Origin of the sequence: Nocardiopsis sp. LDBS1602 (assembly GCF_035818715.1) — a bacterium.
GTDB classification, from domain to species: domain Bacteria; phylum Actinomycetota; class Actinomycetes; order Streptosporangiales; family Streptosporangiaceae; genus Nocardiopsis; species Nocardiopsis alba.
Map to the genome: position 1 here is coordinate 50,584 of NZ_JAYLVW010000005.1, position 16,791 is coordinate 67,374.

Annotated in this window: 18 protein-coding genes; 10 read left to right on the plus strand and 8 right to left on the minus strand. The window is 70.7% G+C overall.

What is annotated here, in order from left to right:
• The first annotated feature begins 153 nt into the window (after positions 1–153).
• Positions 154–345: a ferredoxin gene (locus tag U9J66_RS17210; protein ID WP_014909814.1), complete on the plus strand. Its 192-nt coding sequence runs from the start codon at positions 154–156 to the stop codon at positions 343–345.
• Here the strand turns inward: U9J66_RS17210 and U9J66_RS17215 are convergent.
• Both U9J66_RS17215 and U9J66_RS17220 read right to left on the minus strand, forming a co-directional pair.
• Positions 329–1,594 (minus strand): NAD(P)/FAD-dependent oxidoreductase, encoded by a 1,266-nt coding sequence (locus U9J66_RS17215; RefSeq protein WP_161111379.1) that lies wholly within the window; start codon positions 1,592–1,594, stop codon positions 329–331. The genes U9J66_RS17210 and U9J66_RS17215 overlap by 17 nt on opposite strands.
• 66 nt (positions 1,595–1,660) lie before the next feature.
• Positions 1,661–2,623: an asparaginase gene (locus U9J66_RS17220; RefSeq protein WP_014910356.1), complete on the minus strand. Its 963-nt coding sequence runs from the start codon at positions 2,621–2,623 to the stop codon at positions 1,661–1,663.
• A 261-nt stretch (positions 2,624–2,884) separates the two neighbouring features.
• Between U9J66_RS17220 and U9J66_RS17225 the strand changes: the two genes are divergently transcribed.
• Positions 2,885–3,775 carry a 3'-5' exonuclease gene (locus U9J66_RS17225; RefSeq protein WP_161111380.1) on the plus strand — a complete coding sequence of 297 codons (891 nt, stop codon included), beginning with the start codon at positions 2,885–2,887 and terminating at the stop codon, positions 3,773–3,775.
• A 20-nt stretch (positions 3,776–3,795) separates the two neighbouring features.
• Here U9J66_RS17225 and U9J66_RS17230 read toward each other — a convergent pair whose 3' ends face one another.
• The 3 genes from U9J66_RS17230 to U9J66_RS17240 form a co-directional block, all read right to left on the minus strand.
• On the minus strand, positions 3,796–4,050 hold the full coding sequence (locus U9J66_RS17230) for a hypothetical protein (protein ID WP_026125333.1): 255 nt from the start codon (positions 4,048–4,050) through the stop codon (positions 3,796–3,798).
• A 156-nt stretch (positions 4,051–4,206) separates the two neighbouring features.
• Positions 4,207–4,866: a TetR/AcrR family transcriptional regulator gene (locus tag U9J66_RS17235; RefSeq protein WP_042284087.1), complete on the minus strand. Its 660-nt coding sequence runs from the start codon at positions 4,864–4,866 to the stop codon at positions 4,207–4,209.
• A gap of 83 nt (positions 4,867–4,949) precedes the next feature.
• Positions 4,950–5,618, minus strand: a complete 669-nt coding sequence (locus tag U9J66_RS17240; protein ID WP_326338153.1) for a biliverdin-producing heme oxygenase — start codon at positions 5,616–5,618, stop codon at positions 4,950–4,952.
• A gap of 452 nt (positions 5,619–6,070) precedes the next feature.
• Here U9J66_RS17240 and U9J66_RS17245 point away from each other — a divergent pair, with 452 nt between their 5' ends.
• From U9J66_RS17245 to U9J66_RS17270, 6 genes are all read left to right on the plus strand, one after another.
• Positions 6,071–7,330: a PP2C family protein-serine/threonine phosphatase gene (locus tag U9J66_RS17245; RefSeq protein ID WP_199806150.1), complete on the plus strand. Its 1,260-nt coding sequence runs from the start codon at positions 6,071–6,073 to the stop codon at positions 7,328–7,330.
• Between the two features lie 26 nt (positions 7,331–7,356).
• Positions 7,357–9,297 carry a sensor histidine kinase gene (locus U9J66_RS17250; protein ID WP_376737151.1) on the plus strand — a complete coding sequence of 647 codons (1,941 nt, stop codon included), beginning with the start codon at positions 7,357–7,359 and terminating at the stop codon, positions 9,295–9,297.
• Between the two features lie 24 nt (positions 9,298–9,321).
• Entirely contained in the window at positions 9,322–9,756 is a 435-nt protein-coding gene (locus tag U9J66_RS17255; RefSeq protein WP_017536330.1) for a response regulator, read from the plus strand.
• 94 nt (positions 9,757–9,850) lie between these two features.
• Complete coding sequence (locus U9J66_RS17260) at positions 9,851–10,378, plus strand: low molecular weight protein-tyrosine-phosphatase (RefSeq protein ID WP_026125331.1); 528 nt, start codon at positions 9,851–9,853, stop codon at positions 10,376–10,378.
• A 15-nt stretch (positions 10,379–10,393) separates the two neighbouring features.
• Entirely contained in the window at positions 10,394–11,323 is a 930-nt protein-coding gene (locus tag U9J66_RS17265) for a fructosamine kinase family protein (RefSeq protein WP_202423199.1), read from the plus strand.
• Positions 11,324–11,390: 67 nt separating this feature from the next.
• On the plus strand, positions 11,391–12,497 hold the full coding sequence (locus U9J66_RS17270; RefSeq protein WP_014909163.1) for a Gfo/Idh/MocA family oxidoreductase: 1,107 nt from the start codon (positions 11,391–11,393) through the stop codon (positions 12,495–12,497).
• 9 nt (positions 12,498–12,506) lie between these two features.
• Here U9J66_RS17270 and U9J66_RS17275 read toward each other — a convergent pair whose 3' ends face one another.
• Positions 12,507–12,896: a winged helix-turn-helix transcriptional regulator gene (locus U9J66_RS17275; protein WP_014911883.1), complete on the minus strand. Its 390-nt coding sequence runs from the start codon at positions 12,894–12,896 to the stop codon at positions 12,507–12,509.
• Positions 12,897–13,026: 130 nt separating this feature from the next.
• On the opposite strand from U9J66_RS17275, the gene U9J66_RS17280 reads away from it, so the two are divergent.
• Complete coding sequence (locus U9J66_RS17280; RefSeq protein ID WP_326338155.1) at positions 13,027–13,893, plus strand: NAD(P)-dependent oxidoreductase; 867 nt, start codon at positions 13,027–13,029, stop codon at positions 13,891–13,893.
• Between the two features lie 167 nt (positions 13,894–14,060).
• A complete protein-coding gene (locus tag U9J66_RS17285) occupies positions 14,061–15,413 on the plus strand; it encodes a four-carbon acid sugar kinase family protein (protein WP_326338156.1) in 1,353 nt (450 codons plus the stop codon).
• Between the two features lie 15 nt (positions 15,414–15,428).
• On the opposite strand, the gene U9J66_RS17290 is transcribed toward U9J66_RS17285, so the two are convergent.
• Positions 15,429–16,322: an alpha/beta fold hydrolase gene (locus U9J66_RS17290; RefSeq protein WP_326338235.1), complete on the minus strand. Its 894-nt coding sequence runs from the start codon at positions 16,320–16,322 to the stop codon at positions 15,429–15,431.
• A gap of 132 nt (positions 16,323–16,454) precedes the next feature.
• Positions 16,455–16,787, minus strand: a complete 333-nt coding sequence (locus U9J66_RS17295; protein ID WP_017536324.1) for a DUF4873 domain-containing protein — start codon at positions 16,785–16,787, stop codon at positions 16,455–16,457.
• Positions 16,788–16,791: the final 4 nt, after the last annotated feature.

The following is a 16,791-nucleotide window of genomic DNA, read 5'->3' on the forward strand; positions in this document are numbered from 1 at the left end:
GGCCCCTCACCGACCGGTGAGGGGCCCTCTCCCGTGAAGGTCGTCGGGGCGGGAATCGTCGAGGATCCCCTAGGGCGCGGAGGCCTTCGTTATCGTGTGGCCACCACGTGTCCGCCGGGGCGCCCGCGGGCCCCGGGACGAGAGGAGAGCGTCATGCGTGTCGAGGTCGACTTCGACCTGTGCGAGAGCAACGCCCTGTGCATGGGAGAGGCCCCCGAGGTGTTCGAGGTCCGGGACGACGACTTCCTGTATCTGCTCACCGAGGAGCCGGCGCCGGAGCTGCGCGAGAAGGTCCGGCGGGCCGTGCGCCTCTGCCCACGACAGGCCATCACGACACGGGACTGAACCCCGCCGCCTCCAAGGCCTCCGCCCACGTGGTGGGCTTCTCCAGCAGGCTCCGGTAGCGCATGGTGCGCGGGGTGGAGCGCAGTCCGAGCACCCCGACGAGCATCCCCCCGCGCCCCAGGAACGCCACGAACTTCCGGTCCTCCGGAGAGCCGTGCACGAAGGCGACCTCGTCGGCCGGAGCGCCCTGACCCAGGAGTTGGATCTTGCTCTTGTACTGGTCGGACCAGAAGTAGGGCACCGGGGTGAAGGGTGTCCGTCCCGCGCCGGCGAGCAGGTTGCGGGCGGCGGCCTCACCCTGTTCGCCCGCGTTGGTCCAGTGCTCCAGCCGGATCCGCCCACCGTAACGGGGGTGCGGCCAGTCGGCCAGGTCGCCGACGGCGTAGACACCGGGAACGGAGGTCGCGGAGTACTCGTCGCACAGCACCGAGCCGTCCGCGGCCAGGTCCACCCCCGACCCTCGGAGCCACTCGGTGTTCAGGTGGACGCCGATTCCGACCACCACCGCCGACGCCTCGACCGTGGAGCCGTCGGACAGCCGGACCCGTTCCACGTGGTCGGCGCCCTCGTAACCCACCACGCTCACGCCCAGACGCACGTCCACGCCGTTGTCCAGGTGCGCCCGGACGAGGATCTCGCCGATCCTCGGGTCGAGGACCCGGGTCATCGGGGTCGGCGCCGCCTCGACCAGGGTCACCTCCATGCCGACGGAGCGGGCGCTCGCGGCGACCTCGGCGCCGACGAACCCTCCGCCGACCACCACCAGGCGTCCGGAGGAGGTGAGCGCCGAACGGACCGCCTCGGCGTCGTCCAACGTGCGCAGCACGTGCACGCCGGACAGGGACGTGTCGGGCCGTCGGGCCCGTGCCCCGGTGGCCACGATCAGCCCGTCGTAGCGCAGGGCCTCGGCGCCGTCAGGACCCTCGGTCCGCAGTTCCCTCGCCGTCGGGTCCAGGGCCACGGCCCGGGTACCCGGGCGGAAGTCCAGGTCCAGACGGTCGATCTCCTCGTCCTCGCGCAGGCGGAGGGCCCGGTGCCCGGCCAGCGTGCCGGGGCCGTCGTCCGGATCGCCCATGCCGATCCCGGTCAGGACCTCCTTGGACAGCGGAGGCCGCGAGTAAGGGCGGTGCGGTTCCTCTCCGACCAGGGTCAGCCGTCCCTCGAAACCCCGCTCGCGCAGGGCCTCGGCGGCGTACAGTCCGGCCATCCCCGCGCCGGCGATGACGATCTGGTCCAGGCTGTCGGACACCGTGGGTTCGCCTCCTCATACGTGTACTCGAACGGTCGCGGCCCTCGAGGACCGCGACCGGGTGGATCACAGGGAACGGACCTCGCCCACGACCGCTCCGCCACCGAGGATGTCGGTGGTGAGGCGGTCGGCGATCGGGGAGATGTCCAGGCCCAGGGCCTCGAGGGCGGTCACGCCGACGAGCGTACGCGCCCGGAGCTCGGCGTCGCCGTCGCTGATCTTGACGGCGACGGTCCGGCCGTCGGGGGCGCTCAGCACCAGGACGCCGTCCGCGCCGATCTTGGAGACCAGACCGGGCATCCGGCGCATGAGCTCGGTGTCGATCCGATCGGTACCCGCGACGTACTCGGGGTGGGCGCTCATCGCCTCCGGGACGGAACGCTCCTGGCTGCCCTCGGGGGAGAGACGCATGCTCTGTAGACCGCGGGCCAGACCCACGAGGGAGACCGCGAGCTGGGGGGCGCCGCAGCCGTCGACGGCGGTGTGCGCGATCCGCTCACCGCACATGTCCTCGGTGGCCTCGCGCACCAGGAGCTGGAAGGGGTGTTCGGGGTCGAGGTAGTCCTCGGTGCTCCACCCCCGGGCCACGCAGGCGGCCAGCATGCCGGCGTGCTTGCCGGAACAGTTCATGTACAGGGGGGAGGCGGAGCGGCCCTCGGCCAGGAACGCCGCGCGCGCCGCCCTGCCGCCGGGGACGTCGGCCGGACAGCGCAGGTCGTCCGCGCTCAGACCGGCGTCGGCCAGGATCCTCTCGGCCTCGGCGAGGTGGAAGTCCTCACCGTTGTGGCTGCCCGCTGAGATGGCGAGGGAGGTGCCTTCGAGGCGGGCCCCGGCCCGCAGCATCGCCAGGGCCTGGAAGGGCTTGGCGGAGGAGCGGGGGAACATGGGGTCGTGCACGGGGCCGCGGGCGTAGGAGATCTCGCCTTCGGGGGAGAGTCCGACGACGGCCCCATAATGGACGCCCTCGCGCATGCCGGAGCGGACCACCTCCGCCAGGGGGACGTAGCCGGGCAGCGGGGTCTGGGTCATGAGGGGATCTCCTCGCCGTTGATGTCGATCGGTGGGCGTCCCGTGAGACGGCGGGGGCCGAGGTGGTCGGACCCCGGACGACGTCGGGCACGCGTAGAAACGTACACAAGGTCGGGCTTCTTCCCCGAGGCGGTGGGCCCTTCCCGGGGGCGGGCCGAAAAGCCCGGGGATCACCGTTGTCCGTACCGGGCAGTATGGTCGTTGCCGGTGGTTGACCACCGATGACCGTGAGGTACGACGACCCGAGAGGTGAGGACGACGATGGGAACGCTGCGGACGGGTGCGCTGACCCGAAGAAGGGTCGGGACTCCGGCGGCGGACCTGGAGTACGCGGTCCTCGACGTCGAGACGACCGGTCTCGATCCGCGCGAGGGGGCCCGGCTGGTGGAGATCGCCGTGGTCCGGGTGCGGGGCGACGGTCGGATCGTGGACGAGTTCAGCACCCTGGTGGACCCTCGGGCCCCGATCGGTGGCCGGGAGTTCCACGGGATCGGCGAGTCCGACGTGCTCGGCGCTCCCCGAGCGGAGGAGATCGTCCCCCGGATCGCCCGGCTGCTCTCCGGCGCGGTGGTGGTCGGCCACAACCTGGACTTCGAGGAGCGCTTCCTCGCCTCGGAACTGGTGCCCGCGGGTCTCCCCGAGGGGCAGTCGGGTCTGTGCACGCTTCGGGCCCTGCGCTCACAGCTGGATCTGGCCCGTTACTCGCTGCCGCGCGCCTCGTACCTGCTCAGCGGTGACTGGCCTACCGGGCAGCACACCGCCTTGGGGGACGCGCGGGCCTGCGCCAAGCTCCTCGTGGAGATGATCGGGAACGCCCCGGGCGAGCTGCGCTACACCGGCCCGGCGCCCCGATTCCTCCAGGGCGACGCCCCGGAGGAGACCCCGGTGCGCTGGAAGCCGCGCACCACCTCGGGCGCGGGCGGGTGGGCGCCCCGCGGCTCGTGGTCGGCGCGGTGGCGACCGCGTGAGCTCGACGCGCGCCTGTGCGGCGGGGCCTTCCGTGACACCGAACGGGAGGCGGCCGAACAGGCCGCCCGCCGTGAGACGTTGGTGCGCGAACGGTGGGCGCTGGCCGCGGGGCTGACCGGTGGGGTCGCCGCCACGGTGGCGGGGGGCCTTCTGCTGCGCATGGCCGGGGCCGCTCGCGGCTGAGCCGGGTCCCGGCCGGGTCCTCAGAGCCCGGACAGCCCCAGGAAGAAGGCCACGATCAGCGCGCTGCCGCCGATGGCGGTGAACACGGCGCGACCCTGTTCGGTGAGTCTGGCGTCGGCCAGACGTGGCCGGAGCGCCGTCACGGTGCGTTGGGCGGTGGCGACACCGCCTCCGGGGCGGGGTCGGTCCAGGCGCTCGGGCGCGATCCGGGGCACCTTGTTGAACATGGCGATCGACACCAGGACGGCGCCGACGGCGATCAATGCGAGGGTCACTTCGGAGAGGGCCTTACGGAGGTCGAGGGACGGATGAGGGAACGGCCCGAGGGAGGGCCGACCCGTCTCGTTCCCCGTGTTCTTCCTCTTCATGCGGTTCTTCGATGGCCGCACACGGCCACCGTCGGTTAGAGCCGGACCGTTATCGCACAGGGTTCATGTTCCGTCACTTTGAGTGTTCACGCTGGTGGGGGGAGGCAGGATCGTGTCGATGATCTCGGTCTCCACGCCGAGCGCGCGCAGGACGAAGCGGGTCACCAGGGCGTGGCTCTCCTCGAGATCGATCTCCCCGTTCGCCATCGGCAGCCGTTGGGAGCCCACCATGGACAGGGTCAGTCCGGCGACGCGCTCCGAGGGCAGCCGGTCGAACTCCCCGAGGACGGCGCCCTCGTCGAGGATCTCGGTGAGCAGGCGCTGCATCGGGGCGACGTGCGAGGCCAGGGCCTGGTAGGCGTCGGGGCCGAGGCTGGCGCCGAGTTCGGCCGCCGGCGGGTGCGGATGGGCCACGATGCCCTCCAGCTGGAGGCGCACGAAGGCCGAGAGCCGACGGGAGGCCGAGACCCCCGAGGGGAGTTCGCGTCTGTACCGCTCGACGAACGCGGCGTTGACCTGTTCGGTGAAGGCCAGGAGCAGGGCGGGCTTGTCGGGGAAGTAGTTGTACAACGCGGTGCGGGTGATGCCCGCGGCGTTGGCCACGTCGGTCATGGAGACGCGGTCGATCCCCCGTGCCCGGGTCAGCGTGTCGACGGCGTCCAGGATGCGTTCCCGTGTGCGGGCACGGTGAGCGGCGATGGTCGGAGCCGTGATCTTGGGCATGTTCCTATGGTGGCACGCCGGAGGGGGGACACCGGTGCGCGCGATCCTCTCCCCGCCCCCGGCGAGGCGGGGAGAGGAGGACGTCAGACGTGGTGCCGTCCCAGATCGGCCAGGACCTCGGTGTTGAGCCGGTAGGCCAGGCGGGTCTCCTCGATCAGGAGCCCGGCGGCGGCCTCGTCGAGTTCCAGGGCGTCGAGACGGTCGCGGTAGTCGGAACGGAAGCGGGGGAGCGAACCCAGGGCGCCGAAGTCGTAGAAGGCCGTGCCCGCGCCCTTCTCGAACCCGTAGGTCTCGGCGGCGACGCGTCGGATGAACTGCCCGCCGGAGACGTCGCCCATGTAACGGGTGTAGTGGTGGGCCACGAAGCCCTCGGGGTGGTCGACCATCTGCTCTATGCGCGCCACGTAGGTACGGGTGGGGCGTGAGGGGGAGATCCGGTCGCGCCACTCGGAGCCGAGCAGGTGTTCCAGGTCCCTCTCCAGAGCGGGGACGCGCTCCAGTTCCGGACGATGGAAGCCGCCGGCCACGGGGTGGTCGGCCAGTTCTCGGGCCACTCCCTCCAGGGCGACGTAGGCGAAGTGGTGCTGGGCGACCATGGCGGTGTATCCGTCGAGGGGCAGCTCCCCTTCGAGCAGGGCCTTGGTGAAGCCGTGGTGTTCGGCGGTGGAGTGGTCGTTCCAGGTGGCGTTCTTGAGGCGCTGGGAGAACGGGTCGGGGGCGGTCGTCGTGGGGGGCGGCGTCGTCACGCTCATCGACACTCTCCACCTTCCGTCGAGGAATTTTCATGACATGATGTCATTTACGCGAACGGTTCTGTCAAGGTGGATATGACAACCCGTCGTGAAAAAGGTACGAAAGGGCATCGATCGTGCGTCGAATCACAGCGGGAGAGTCGGGGCCCATGTGACCCACGGCCTGTCGCGGACGGGTGACACCGTGTCGACGGAGGGTGGAGGAGGCCGAGGAGAGGGGGCTTACGCTCTCGCTCACCGGCGGCGGTTCCACGCCCCGACGTTGGATGTGTCTCGTCTCGTCCGCTGGTCAACTGGTCGGTCGGGCGATTATCGTTTGGATGTCGTGCGGTCCGAACCGCCGGGAAGACCCGAGGCGTTCCCTCGGGCCTCTCGCATGACAAGACAGGACGTCCCGCGGACCGCGAACCTAGAGGCGATGAGTGGATACCAGGAGAACAGGGCACCATCCCGTGATGGTGATCGGTGACGGAGCGGCAGGGTCCGCCGAGGGCACCGTCGTGAACGGCGGAGCCTCCCTGGGTGACGACACCGTCCTGGACGACCGGGTGGAGGCTACCGTCGAATCGGTTGACGTTCTGCTGATCGAGGACGATCCCGGCGATGCTTTCCTCGCCGAGGAACTCCTCGCCGACACCGCCCTGACCACCCACATCACCTGGGTGTCCACGCTCAAGGCCGCACGCGCGCACCTCACCGACTTCCGGGGTTGCGTCCTCCTGGACCTCAACCTTCCGGACGGGCACGGCCTCGACCTCCTGCGCGAGGTCCTCGACACCGCGCCCTCGGCCGCCGTCGTGGTCTTCACCGGCCTGGACGACGAGCACGAGGGCATCGCCGCGGTCGCCGCGGGCGCACAGGACTACCTGGTCAAGGGGCAGGTCGACGGTTCCCTGCTCGCCCGCAGCCTGCGTTACTCCCTGGAACGCCGTCGCGCCGACGAGAACGCCCGCCAGCTCCGCGAGGCCCGGATGCGCGCCCGCGAGAACATGCGGCTGGAACGCGGTCTGCTGCCGCAGGTCCTGCTCGACAGTTCCCCCCTGAGCCACCGCGCCTACTACCGCCCCGGACGCAAACGCGCCCTGGTCGGCGGTGACTTCTACGACGCGGTCGAGAAGGACGGCACCACCCACGTCATCATCGGCGACGTCAGCGGCCACGGCCCCGACGAGGCGGCCCTCGGCGTCAGCCTCCGCATCGCCTGGCGCACCCTGGTCATGAGCGGGATCAGCGAGGAGCGGGTCCTGCCCAACCTCGAGGAGCTGCTGGCCACGGAGCGGGCGCAGGAGGAGATGTACGCGACGCTGTGCATGACCAGCCTCGATACCGGTAGTGACCGCGCCCGGGTGCGCAGCCTCGGTCACCCGCCGCCCATGATCGTCAAGGGCGGGGTCGCCGAGGAGATCCAGGCCGTGCCCCAGCCGCCCCTGGGCGTCTTTCCGGTCGATCAGGACGAGTTCACCGAGGTCGTCCTGCCCCGGGGCGTCAGCCTGCTCTTCTACACCGACGGCCTGGTCGACGCCTACGACGGCGGTCCGCCCGCGCGGTTGGAGGTCGCCGGACTGCGTCGCCTGGTCAACGGGGTCCTCGGCCAGGGCGTGGCCCTGAACAATCTGCCCGAACACCTGGTGGACGAGGCCGAGCGCAGCAACGGGGGGCCGTTGCAGGACGACGTGGCGATGCTGCTCATCACCCACGGAGAGCCTGAGTGAACCCCACGGGGGAGGAAGACCGCACCATGGACACCGAGTCCGCCATCGGCTCCGGACAGGACGGGGAGGCGGGCCCGGGAACGGAACGGGACGGTCGTGGCCCCGTCTCGTTCGTCAGGATCACCGACTCCTGGGACCGGCCCGCCCGCCGCTCCTGGAGCCTGCGCCGCAGGGTCACCAGTCTGCTGGCGGTGGTCGCCGTCGTACTGGTGGTGGCCGTCTCGGTGATCACCCTCGCCGCCTTCCAGGCCCGCGATTCCCTGACACTCCAGGTCGAGTCGCTCACCCCGGGGCTGAGCACCGTCGAACAGACCCGCTCGGCCTATCTGAGCCAGGACCACGCCCTGCGCGGCTACATCCTCACCGGTGACCGGGAGTTCCTGGAGCCCTACGTCGAACAGCGCAGATCGCTGGCCGAGTACCGCAACGCCCTCACCGAGCTCGCCGCCGAGAACGAGGAGGTCGCCCCCAAGATCGAGGAGCTCATCGCGGCGGGCGACGTCTGGAGCAAGGAGTTCGCCGAACCGGTAGCCGAGAAGGTCCGGGAGGGGGAGACCCCGACCCAGGAGGACCTCCAGCGCGGCCGGGTGCTCTTCCTCGAACTCAACCGGGCCGCCGACGCGACCACCAACCACCTGGAGCGGGAGATCGCCGACGCCCAGAGCGGTCTCACCCTGGCCACCCAGCAGGTGGTGGCGCTGCTCGTGCTCGTCGGCCTCGTCGTGGTGTTCCTGTCGGTGTTCCTGTGGGTGATGCTCCAGCAGTGGGTGCTGCGTCCCCTGGAGGAGTTGGCCGGGCACATGCGTCAGGTCTCCGAGGGTTACTACGCGCACCGCATCTCCCTGCACGGCCCTCCGGAGATCGTCCAATTGGGCAACGACGTGGACGCCATGCGCGAGCGCATCGTGCAGGACCTGGACGAGGTGGCCTCGGCCCGGCGCAAACTCCAGGAGCAGTCCAGTCTGCTGGAGCACCAGACCGAGGAGCTGCGCCGCTCCAACCTGGAGCTGGAGCAGTTCGCCTACGTCGCCTCGCACGACCTCCAAGAGCCGTTGCGCAAGGTCGCCAGCTTCTGTCAGCTCCTCCAGCGTCGTTACCACGGTCAGCTGGACGAGCGCGCCGACTCCTACATCGACTTCGCGGTCGAGGGCGCCAAGCGCATGCAGACGCTCATCAACGACCTGCTGGCCTTCTCCAGGGTGGGGCGGACCAAGAACTTCGCCCCCGTCGACATGAACGTGGCCCTGGACGACGCCCTGAGCAGCCTCGAGACGCGTCTGGAGGAGGCGGACGCCGTCATCACCGGTGATCCGCTGCCCACGATCCAGGGCGACCGCACCCTTCTCACCCAGGTCTTCTTCAACCTGGTCGGCAACGCGGTCAAGTTCCGCGGCGAGGACCCGCCCGAGGTGCACATCACCGTCGAACGACAGGGCGACGAGTGGGTCTTCTGCTGCTCCGACAACGGCATCGGGATCGAACCCCAGTACGCCGAGCGCATCTTCGTCATCTTCCAGCGCCTGCACACCCGCGACAAGTACACCGGGACCGGGATCGGCCTGGCCATGTGCAAGAAGATCGTCGAGTTCCACGGTGGCCGGATGTGGCTCGACACCGGGACACAGGACGCGGAGAACCCCGAGGAGTCCGAAACCTCCGACGAGGCGGACTCCGGGCGGACCGGAACCCGCATATGCTGGACCCTGCCCGTCGACACCGAGGCGGAGGCCGAGGAAACGGTCTCCGAGGAGGAAACCGAAGCGGCCGCCACGGTCGTTAACGCAGTCGAGGGCACCGAGGCTGCCGAATCCGCCCCCGCGGAGGAGGCTCCGACGGCCGCACGAGAGTCCGGCACCGACGACACGGAGAGCGTTCCCCCCGGCCCAGAACCGGACGGGGGAGACCACCCCGTGTCCGAGGAGGCCGGCGATACGGCACCGCCCGGTCACCGGTCGGGGCCCGTATAGGGGTCTGGAAGCTTGAGCGAGGTCATGTTGGTGCATCCCATTGAGGTGCTGCTGGTCGAGGACGATCCCGGTGACGTCCTGATGACCAAGGAGGCGTTCGAGGAACACAAGCTGGGCAACCGCCTGCACGTGGTCTCCGACGGCGTCGAGGCGCTCCGCTTCCTGCGTCGTGAAGGGGAGTTCGCCGACGCCCCGCGCCCTCACCTGATCCTCCTCGACCTCAACCTGCCGCGTAAGGACGGTAGGGAGGTCCTCCAGGAGGTCAAGAACGACGACGACCTCGCCCACATCCCGGTGGTCGTGCTCACCACGTCCGAGGCCGAAGAGGACGTGCTGCGCAGCTACCGTCTGCACGCCAACGCCTATGTGCCCAAACCGGTGGACTTCGAGCAGTTCATCCGCGTGGTGCGCCAGATCGACGACTTCTTCGTCACCGTGGTCCGCCTGCCCAAGGGCTGAATCGGGGCCGTCCTCTCCCGGATCCGACGGTCCGGGGGCGCGTTCGTCGCGGCAGAACGGGTGGGTGCGACGGTTTTTCGTTACGGTAAGGGGTATGAGCCTGCCGGAACCGCGTGACCCCGCCGGTCCCTACCGCGTCAGTGTGGTGTGCCTGGGCAACATCTGCCGTTCTCCCATGGCGGAGAAGGTGCTCACCGCCGACCTCGAACGTGCCGGAATCGGCGACCTCGTCGAGGTCGACAGCTTCGGTACGGGAGGTTGGCACGTCGGCGACGGGATGGATCCCCGAGCCACGTCCACGCTGCGAGTGCACGGGTACCTCACCGATCACACCGCCCGTCGATTCTCCGCCGAGCGTCTGGCCGACCGGGACCTGGTCCTGGCCATGGACCTGGACAATCTGGACGAGTTGCGCCGCGCCGTCGACGAACGCGGGGAGGAGTTCGGCTTCGACCCCGCACGGCTGCGGTTGTTCCGTTCCTTCGCCCCCGACAGCGGCCCCAACCCCGAGGTGCCCGACCCCTATTACGGGGGCGACGACGGCTTCACGGCGGTGCTGAACATGGTCGAGGCCGCGTCCAAGGGGCTGACCGGCGCGCTCGTCGCCCGGTTGCGGGACTGACGGGTGGACGAACCGATGGCGCGCTCCTTCGGCTCCGGGGACGGGGATGACGGCGCGAGACGGGGCGGTCGCGACCCGCTCGCCGGCACGCTCGCCGACCGGGTCTCCGCCGTGCTCGGCCTCCGTGTACGGCGCGCGGCCCGGGCCGGCACCAGCCACGACTGGACCCTGTCCTACGCCGAACTGAGCGATGGCACCCGTCTGTTCGTCAAGTCCACGGCCCGAGGCGAGGGGGCCACGGGCGTGTTCGAGGCGGAGGCCCGCGGCCTGGAATGGCTGGGCAGATGCTTCGGGTCTCCGGTGATCACACCCTTGGCCTGGGATGAGCGCATCCTCGTCCTGCCCCTGGTGGAGCAGCGCGATCCCACCCCGGCCGCGGCCGAGCGCCTGGGCCGGCAACTCGCCGGAACCCATCTGACCGGGGCGGGCTCCTTCGGAGCCGACTGGCCCGGCTACATCGGCCCCCTTCCCCTGGACAACACCCCGGCGCGCGACTGGCCGCGCTTCTACGCCGAACAGCGGCTGCGTCCCTACCTGCGCCAGGCGTTGGACCAAGGGGCGCTGACCCCCTCCGACGCACGCGTGATCGAACGCGTGGTGGACTCGGTCGAGGAGCTGGCGGGGGAGCCGGAACCCCCGGCCCGGATCCACGGCGACCTATGGAACGGGAACGTGCTCTGGCGCGAGCGCGACGCGGTGCTCATCGACCCGGCCGCGCACGGTGGACACCGGGAGGCCGATCTGGCGATGCTGGCCCTGTTCGGCCTGCCCCATCTGGACCGTGTCCGGGACGCCTACAACGAGGTGGCCCCTCTGTCGTCGGGGTGGCGGGGGCGGGTGGCCCTGCACCAGATGCACCCTCTGCTGGTCCACCTGTGCCTGTTCGGCGCCGCCTACCGGACGACGGCGCTGGAGACGGCCAAGGCCGCGCTCCGGGGGAGCTGAGGGAACGGCGGGCTCTCCGAGCGGGTGAGACGGGCCCCGCCCCCGGCCGGAGCCGTACATTGGACCCATGGCCAACGCGATCGACGGCCCGTTCCAGGGCGCTCCCGCACACGATGGACCCGAGTTGCACGTCGCCCTCATCGGCTACGGCAAGGGCGGCGAGGTCTTCCACGCCCCGCTCATCGACGCGGTACCCGGACTGTGCCTGTCCGCCGTGGTCACCGGGGACCCCGAGCGGGCCCGCTCGGCCTCGGAACGCTATCCGGGCATCACCGTCCACCCCACCGTCGAGGACCTGTGGGCCGACGCCGGCCGCTACGAGATCGCCGTGATCAGCACCCCCAACGACACCCACGCGCCGTTGGCCCGCGCGGCGATGGAGGCCGGGCTCGCGGTGGTCGTGGACAAACCGTTCGCGCTCACCTCGGCTCGGGCCCGCGAGCTGACCGACCTGGCCGGAGAGCTCGGCCAGGTGCTCACCGTCTACCAGAACCGGCGGTGGGACGCCGATTTCCTCACCCTGTGGGGGCTCATCGAGGAGGGCACGCTGGGGCGTGTGCACCGTTTCGAATCGCGCTTCGAACGCTGGCGTCCCCGGGCCAAGGACACCTGGCGGGAGAGCGGAGAGGCGGAGGACGGCGCGGGGATCCTCTACGACCTGGGGCCGCATCTGATCGACCAGGCCGTCAACCTGTTCGGGCCGGTCGTGTCCGTCTACGCCGAGGTGGACGCCCGACGCGAGGGCGTGCGCGCGGACGACGACGTCTTCCTCGCCCTACAGCACGCGCGCGGCACCCGCTCCCATCTGTGGATGAGCGCCCTGAGCGCGCAGGAGGGGCCTCGCTTCCGGGTGTTGGGCGATCGGGGCGCCTATACGACGTGGGGCATGGACGGGCAGGAGGCCCGGTTGGTCGCGGGGGAGCGCCCGGACGCGGCCGACTGGGGAGAGTCGCCCGAGGACCGGTGGGGGACGCTCTCCATCGACGGTCGTACCGAGAAGGTCCCCGCCGTGCGCGGCGCCTACCAGGAGTTCTACGCGGGCGTGCGCGACGCGGTGGGCGAGGCCGATCCGCTGCCGGTCGACCCGCACGAGGTGATCCACGGACTGGAGATCATCGAGGCCGCCCGTCGCAGTGCCCGTACCCGCTCCGTGGTGGAGCTCCCCATCGGTTGAGCGCGAGCGTCACGAGGCGGCGGTGCACCGGCGTTCGACGACTCCCTCGCGTTCGACGGTGGAGATCCCCTCGCGGCGTAGACGGTCCCTTCCCCAGAACCCGAGCGGTTCGAGGGCCCGGTTGAGCGCGATCCCGTGCTCGGTCAGGGAGTACTCCACCCGCGGCGGCACCTCCGGATGGACCTCTCGGTGGATCAGCCCGTCCTGCTCCATCTCCCGCAGGTGCTGGGTCAGCATCTTCTCGCTGACCCCGGTCAGGCCGCGACGGAGTTCCGCGAACCGGCGGATCCCGTGATGTTCCAGCTCCCAGAGGATCAGGACCTTCCACTTGCCGCTCACCACGTCCATGGCGGCGTCGAGGCCACAGACGTAGGGTCCACGTCTCGGTGCTCGGGTCATCGTGGCCTCCTGTACTTACCCGAAGGTGCGTACCCCAGTAAAAAGTGCGTACTTCCGCAAACGTATCCGAGCCGATCACGATGGGGGCATCCGAGAGAACGAAGTGGAGAACGGGATGAAGAACGACGGGGTGACGAAGGGATCGGTCGCCCTTCTGGGGCTCGGCGCGATGGGGCGGGTGCTCGCGGAACGGCTCCTCGACGCCGGACATCCGGTGACGGTCTGGAACCGGACCCCGGGCCGGGACACGGCGCTCGTGGAACGCGGGGCACGGCGAGCGGAGACGGTACGGGAGGCGGTCACCGCCGCGACGACCGTCGTCACCTGCCTCTTCGACCACGCGTCGGTGCGGGAGACACTCGAACCGGTGGGCGCCGACCTGGCCGGCAGGACTCTGGTCGACCTCACCACGACGACCCCGAACGAGGCCCGATGGCTGGGCGGATGGGCCGAGGAACGGGACATCGAGCACCTCGACGGCGCCATCATGGCGACCCCGTCGATGATCGGCGCTCCCGAGGCGTCGCTCCTCTACAGCGGGTCCGCCGAGGCCTTCGGACGCCACAGGACCCTCTTCGAGGTCTGGGGGAGCGCCACCTACGACGGAGCGGACCACGGGGCGGCGTCGCTGTTCGATCTGGCCCTCCTGTCGGGGATGTACACGATGTTCACCGGTTTCGCGCACGGGGCCGCCATGGTCACGTCGGCGGGGGTCACCGCGGAGGAGTTCGCCCATCGATCCGCACGGCTCCTGTCCGCCATGACCGGGGTGTTCCCGATGACGGCGAAGGTGATCGACGAGGGCGACTACACCGGGCCCGGGCAGAGCCTCGAATGGACCGCCACGGCCTTGGACACCATCGCGCGCGCCTCGGCCGAGCAGGGGGTCTCTCCCGGGCCGATCGAGATGACACGGGCGCTCGTCCTCGCCCAGATCGAGGCCGGATACGGGAACGAGAACTCCGATCGGATCTACGAGGAGCTGCGGGCCGGGTGACCCGGTGATCCGAGGAGGGGCGAGGGGCCCGGTCGAGCCGCGCGTTCGAGCGGGCCCCATCGTGCGGGGCGCCCTCCGGATCGTCCTCGGGCGACCTCCCTCCTCCCCCGTGGCCCTATGTTGGAGGGAGGTTGCCCAGGCTTTTCACACACCGAAGGAGACACGCCGTGGCCCAGGTTCTCGTGGTCGCCGACGACCTCACCGGGGCCAACGCCACCGGTGCCAGGTTCGCCCGCACCGGGATGCGGGTGGCCACCGTGACCCCGGAGCACGTCAGCCGGGTCGCGGGGGACTACGACGTGGTCGTGGCCAACCTGGACAGCCGCCACGTGCCCGGGGAACAGGCGGCCGACCTGGTCACCGACGTCATCGAGGCGGTGTGGCCGGTCGGGCTGGTGGTCAAGCGCACCGACACCACGCTGCGCGGGAACGTGGGCGCCGAGGTCGAGGCCGCCTACGAGGCCGTACGAGACGGGGTGGGGCCCGGAACCCGTGTGCGCGTTCTGTTCACCCCGGCCTTTCCCGGAGCGGGTCGGACCACCGAGGGCGGCTCCCAGTTCCTCCACGGCAGTCCGCTGGAGGAGACCGAGATGGCCTTGGATCCGCTCTCGCCGATGACCACGAGCGTGGTCGAGGACATCCTGCGCGTCCAGAGCGACCTCGCCGTGCGCCACGTGCCCCTGCGGCAGGTCACCCGGGAGATGCTCACCGCCGAGCTGCTCGCCGGGGACGAACCGGTGGTCGTGTGCGACGCGACCTCCGAACAGCACCTCACCGACATCGCGGAGGCGGCGGCCGCGGCGCACCATTCCGAGGGAATCGTGTGGGTGGCGGTCGATCCGGGGACGACGGGCGCCCTGTTGGCCTACGCCCTACGCCTGCGGGGCCAGGCGGGGAGTCGGGGCCCGCTGTTGGCGGTGACCGGCAGCACCACCGATCTCACCCGCCGCCAGCTCGCCACGGTGGCCCGCACCGGCGCGGTCCGCTTCGTCGACGTGGACGCCGTCGAACTGAGCGACCCCGAGAGCGATCACGCGGACCGTGTCACGGCCCGACTCATCGAGCACCTGTCCTCCTCCGGCTTCCCCGAGCTGTGCGTGTTGCGGGTGACCACGTCCTCGGAGCGGATCAGAGGGCTTCCGCCCCAGGCCCGGGCGGAACTGCCCGGGCGTTTGGCGAGCGTGGTCTCCGAGGCGGTCGACGAGCTCGCCGACACCGTCGGCGCGCACGCCCTGCCCAGCGGGCTCTATCTGACCGGCGGCGACCTGGCCGCCAGTGTCCTCGACGAGCTGGGCGTGCACGCCTTCGACGTGGGGGGCGAGGTGGTCCCCCTGGCCGTGCACGGACACCTGAGCGGAGGGCCCCTCGACGGCACGCCCGCCATCGCCAAGGGCGGCATGGTGGGCGACGACATCACCCTGGTCGAGTGCCTGGCCAAGCTCCGTCGGGCGGTTCAGGCACGCCTCCACCAGGTCCATTCCGAGGTCTCCGAGCACGTGATCCCCACCCCCGCCCTCTGAGCGGGGACGGCCCGTTCAGGCGGAGCGGGGCGCGACGTGGGCGACGACGAGCTTGTCGACCAGTTCGGCCAGCACCTCCGGAGCCTCCAACGGTCCCATGTGACCCAGCCCGGGGATCTCCCGGACCTCCTCCAGGTTCTGGACGAGATCGCCGATGTGGCGGGCGTGCCAGAGCGGGGTGAGCTTGTCCTCGGTGCCGCCGACCACGATGGTGGGCGCCGTGATCCGCCGGACGGAGTCGTCCAGGTCCAGGGTGGTGAGGACCCGACCCCACTCGCCGCGGGGGACACCGCCGCAGTCGTGGACCAGCCTGGCGCACAGCCGCCGGGTGGCCTTGTCGGCGCCGCCGCCCATGACGAGGTACTTGAAGATCCTCGCGCTGACCGGGTTGGCGGGGCCCAGAGGGAGCGGAGCGGTCAGGAAGATCCTCGACCCCAGGGTGCCCAGGGGGCCGGGCAGCGGGATCGCGGTCGACCTGCGGGCCAGGTCGGTGCAGCCGGTGTTGGTGAGCAGCACCGCGGCGACCCTGTCGCGGAAGACCCCGCGCGGGGCCGAGGCCATGATGGTCATACCGCCCATGCTGTGCCCCGCCACCAGGACCTTCTCGCCCTCGGGGACGGTGGCCTCCAGCACGGCGCACAGATCGTCGGCCAGTTTCCCGGTGCCGTATCCGGCCCGTGTGAGCGGGGTCTGGCTGCGGCCGTGCCCGCGCTGGTCGTAGAGGACCACCCGCAGGTTCTCGTCGAGTCTGCGGACCACGGGCCCCCAGGAGGCGAGGGAGGTCGACCAGCAATGGGAGAGGACCACGGTCGGGCCGTCGGCCGGACCGCGGACCTCCACGTGGAGTCGGGTGCCGTCGGCGGAGTGGACCTGGAGTTCCTGTGCGTGGTCCACGTGTCGTGTCGCGATGGGGATCACCTCTCGAATGACGGGTCCGGAACGGACGCGCCGCGACGGCCTGCGGGGCCGCCGCGGCGCGGTGAGGGTGTCCCTCCAGGTCGGCGCGTGGCCTGGAGGGACGTCTTGTGTCCCCCTCGGTCGTCAGTCGTCCTCGATGACGATCCGGGGGACCGCGAAGGGAGGGGCGCCCGCTCCGTTGACCGGGTGACCGCCCCACAGGTTGGGCGCGTCGAGGGTGCCCACGCCCTTGTGGCCGTCCGGTGTGCGGACCACGACGGTGCGCACACCGTCCTCGTAGGCCTTGGTGATCCCGGGCTCCGCGGCGAGACGGCCGGTCCACCGGTAGTCGCCGGTGAGGGGGGAGAAGTGGCCGGCCAGGTGCGCCGCGACCTCCACGCCCTCCTCGGCCTCCTCGGAGAACAGGACCGTGACCGTGCCCCGGTACTCCTCCTCGTCGTCACCGAACCCGCTCATGGTG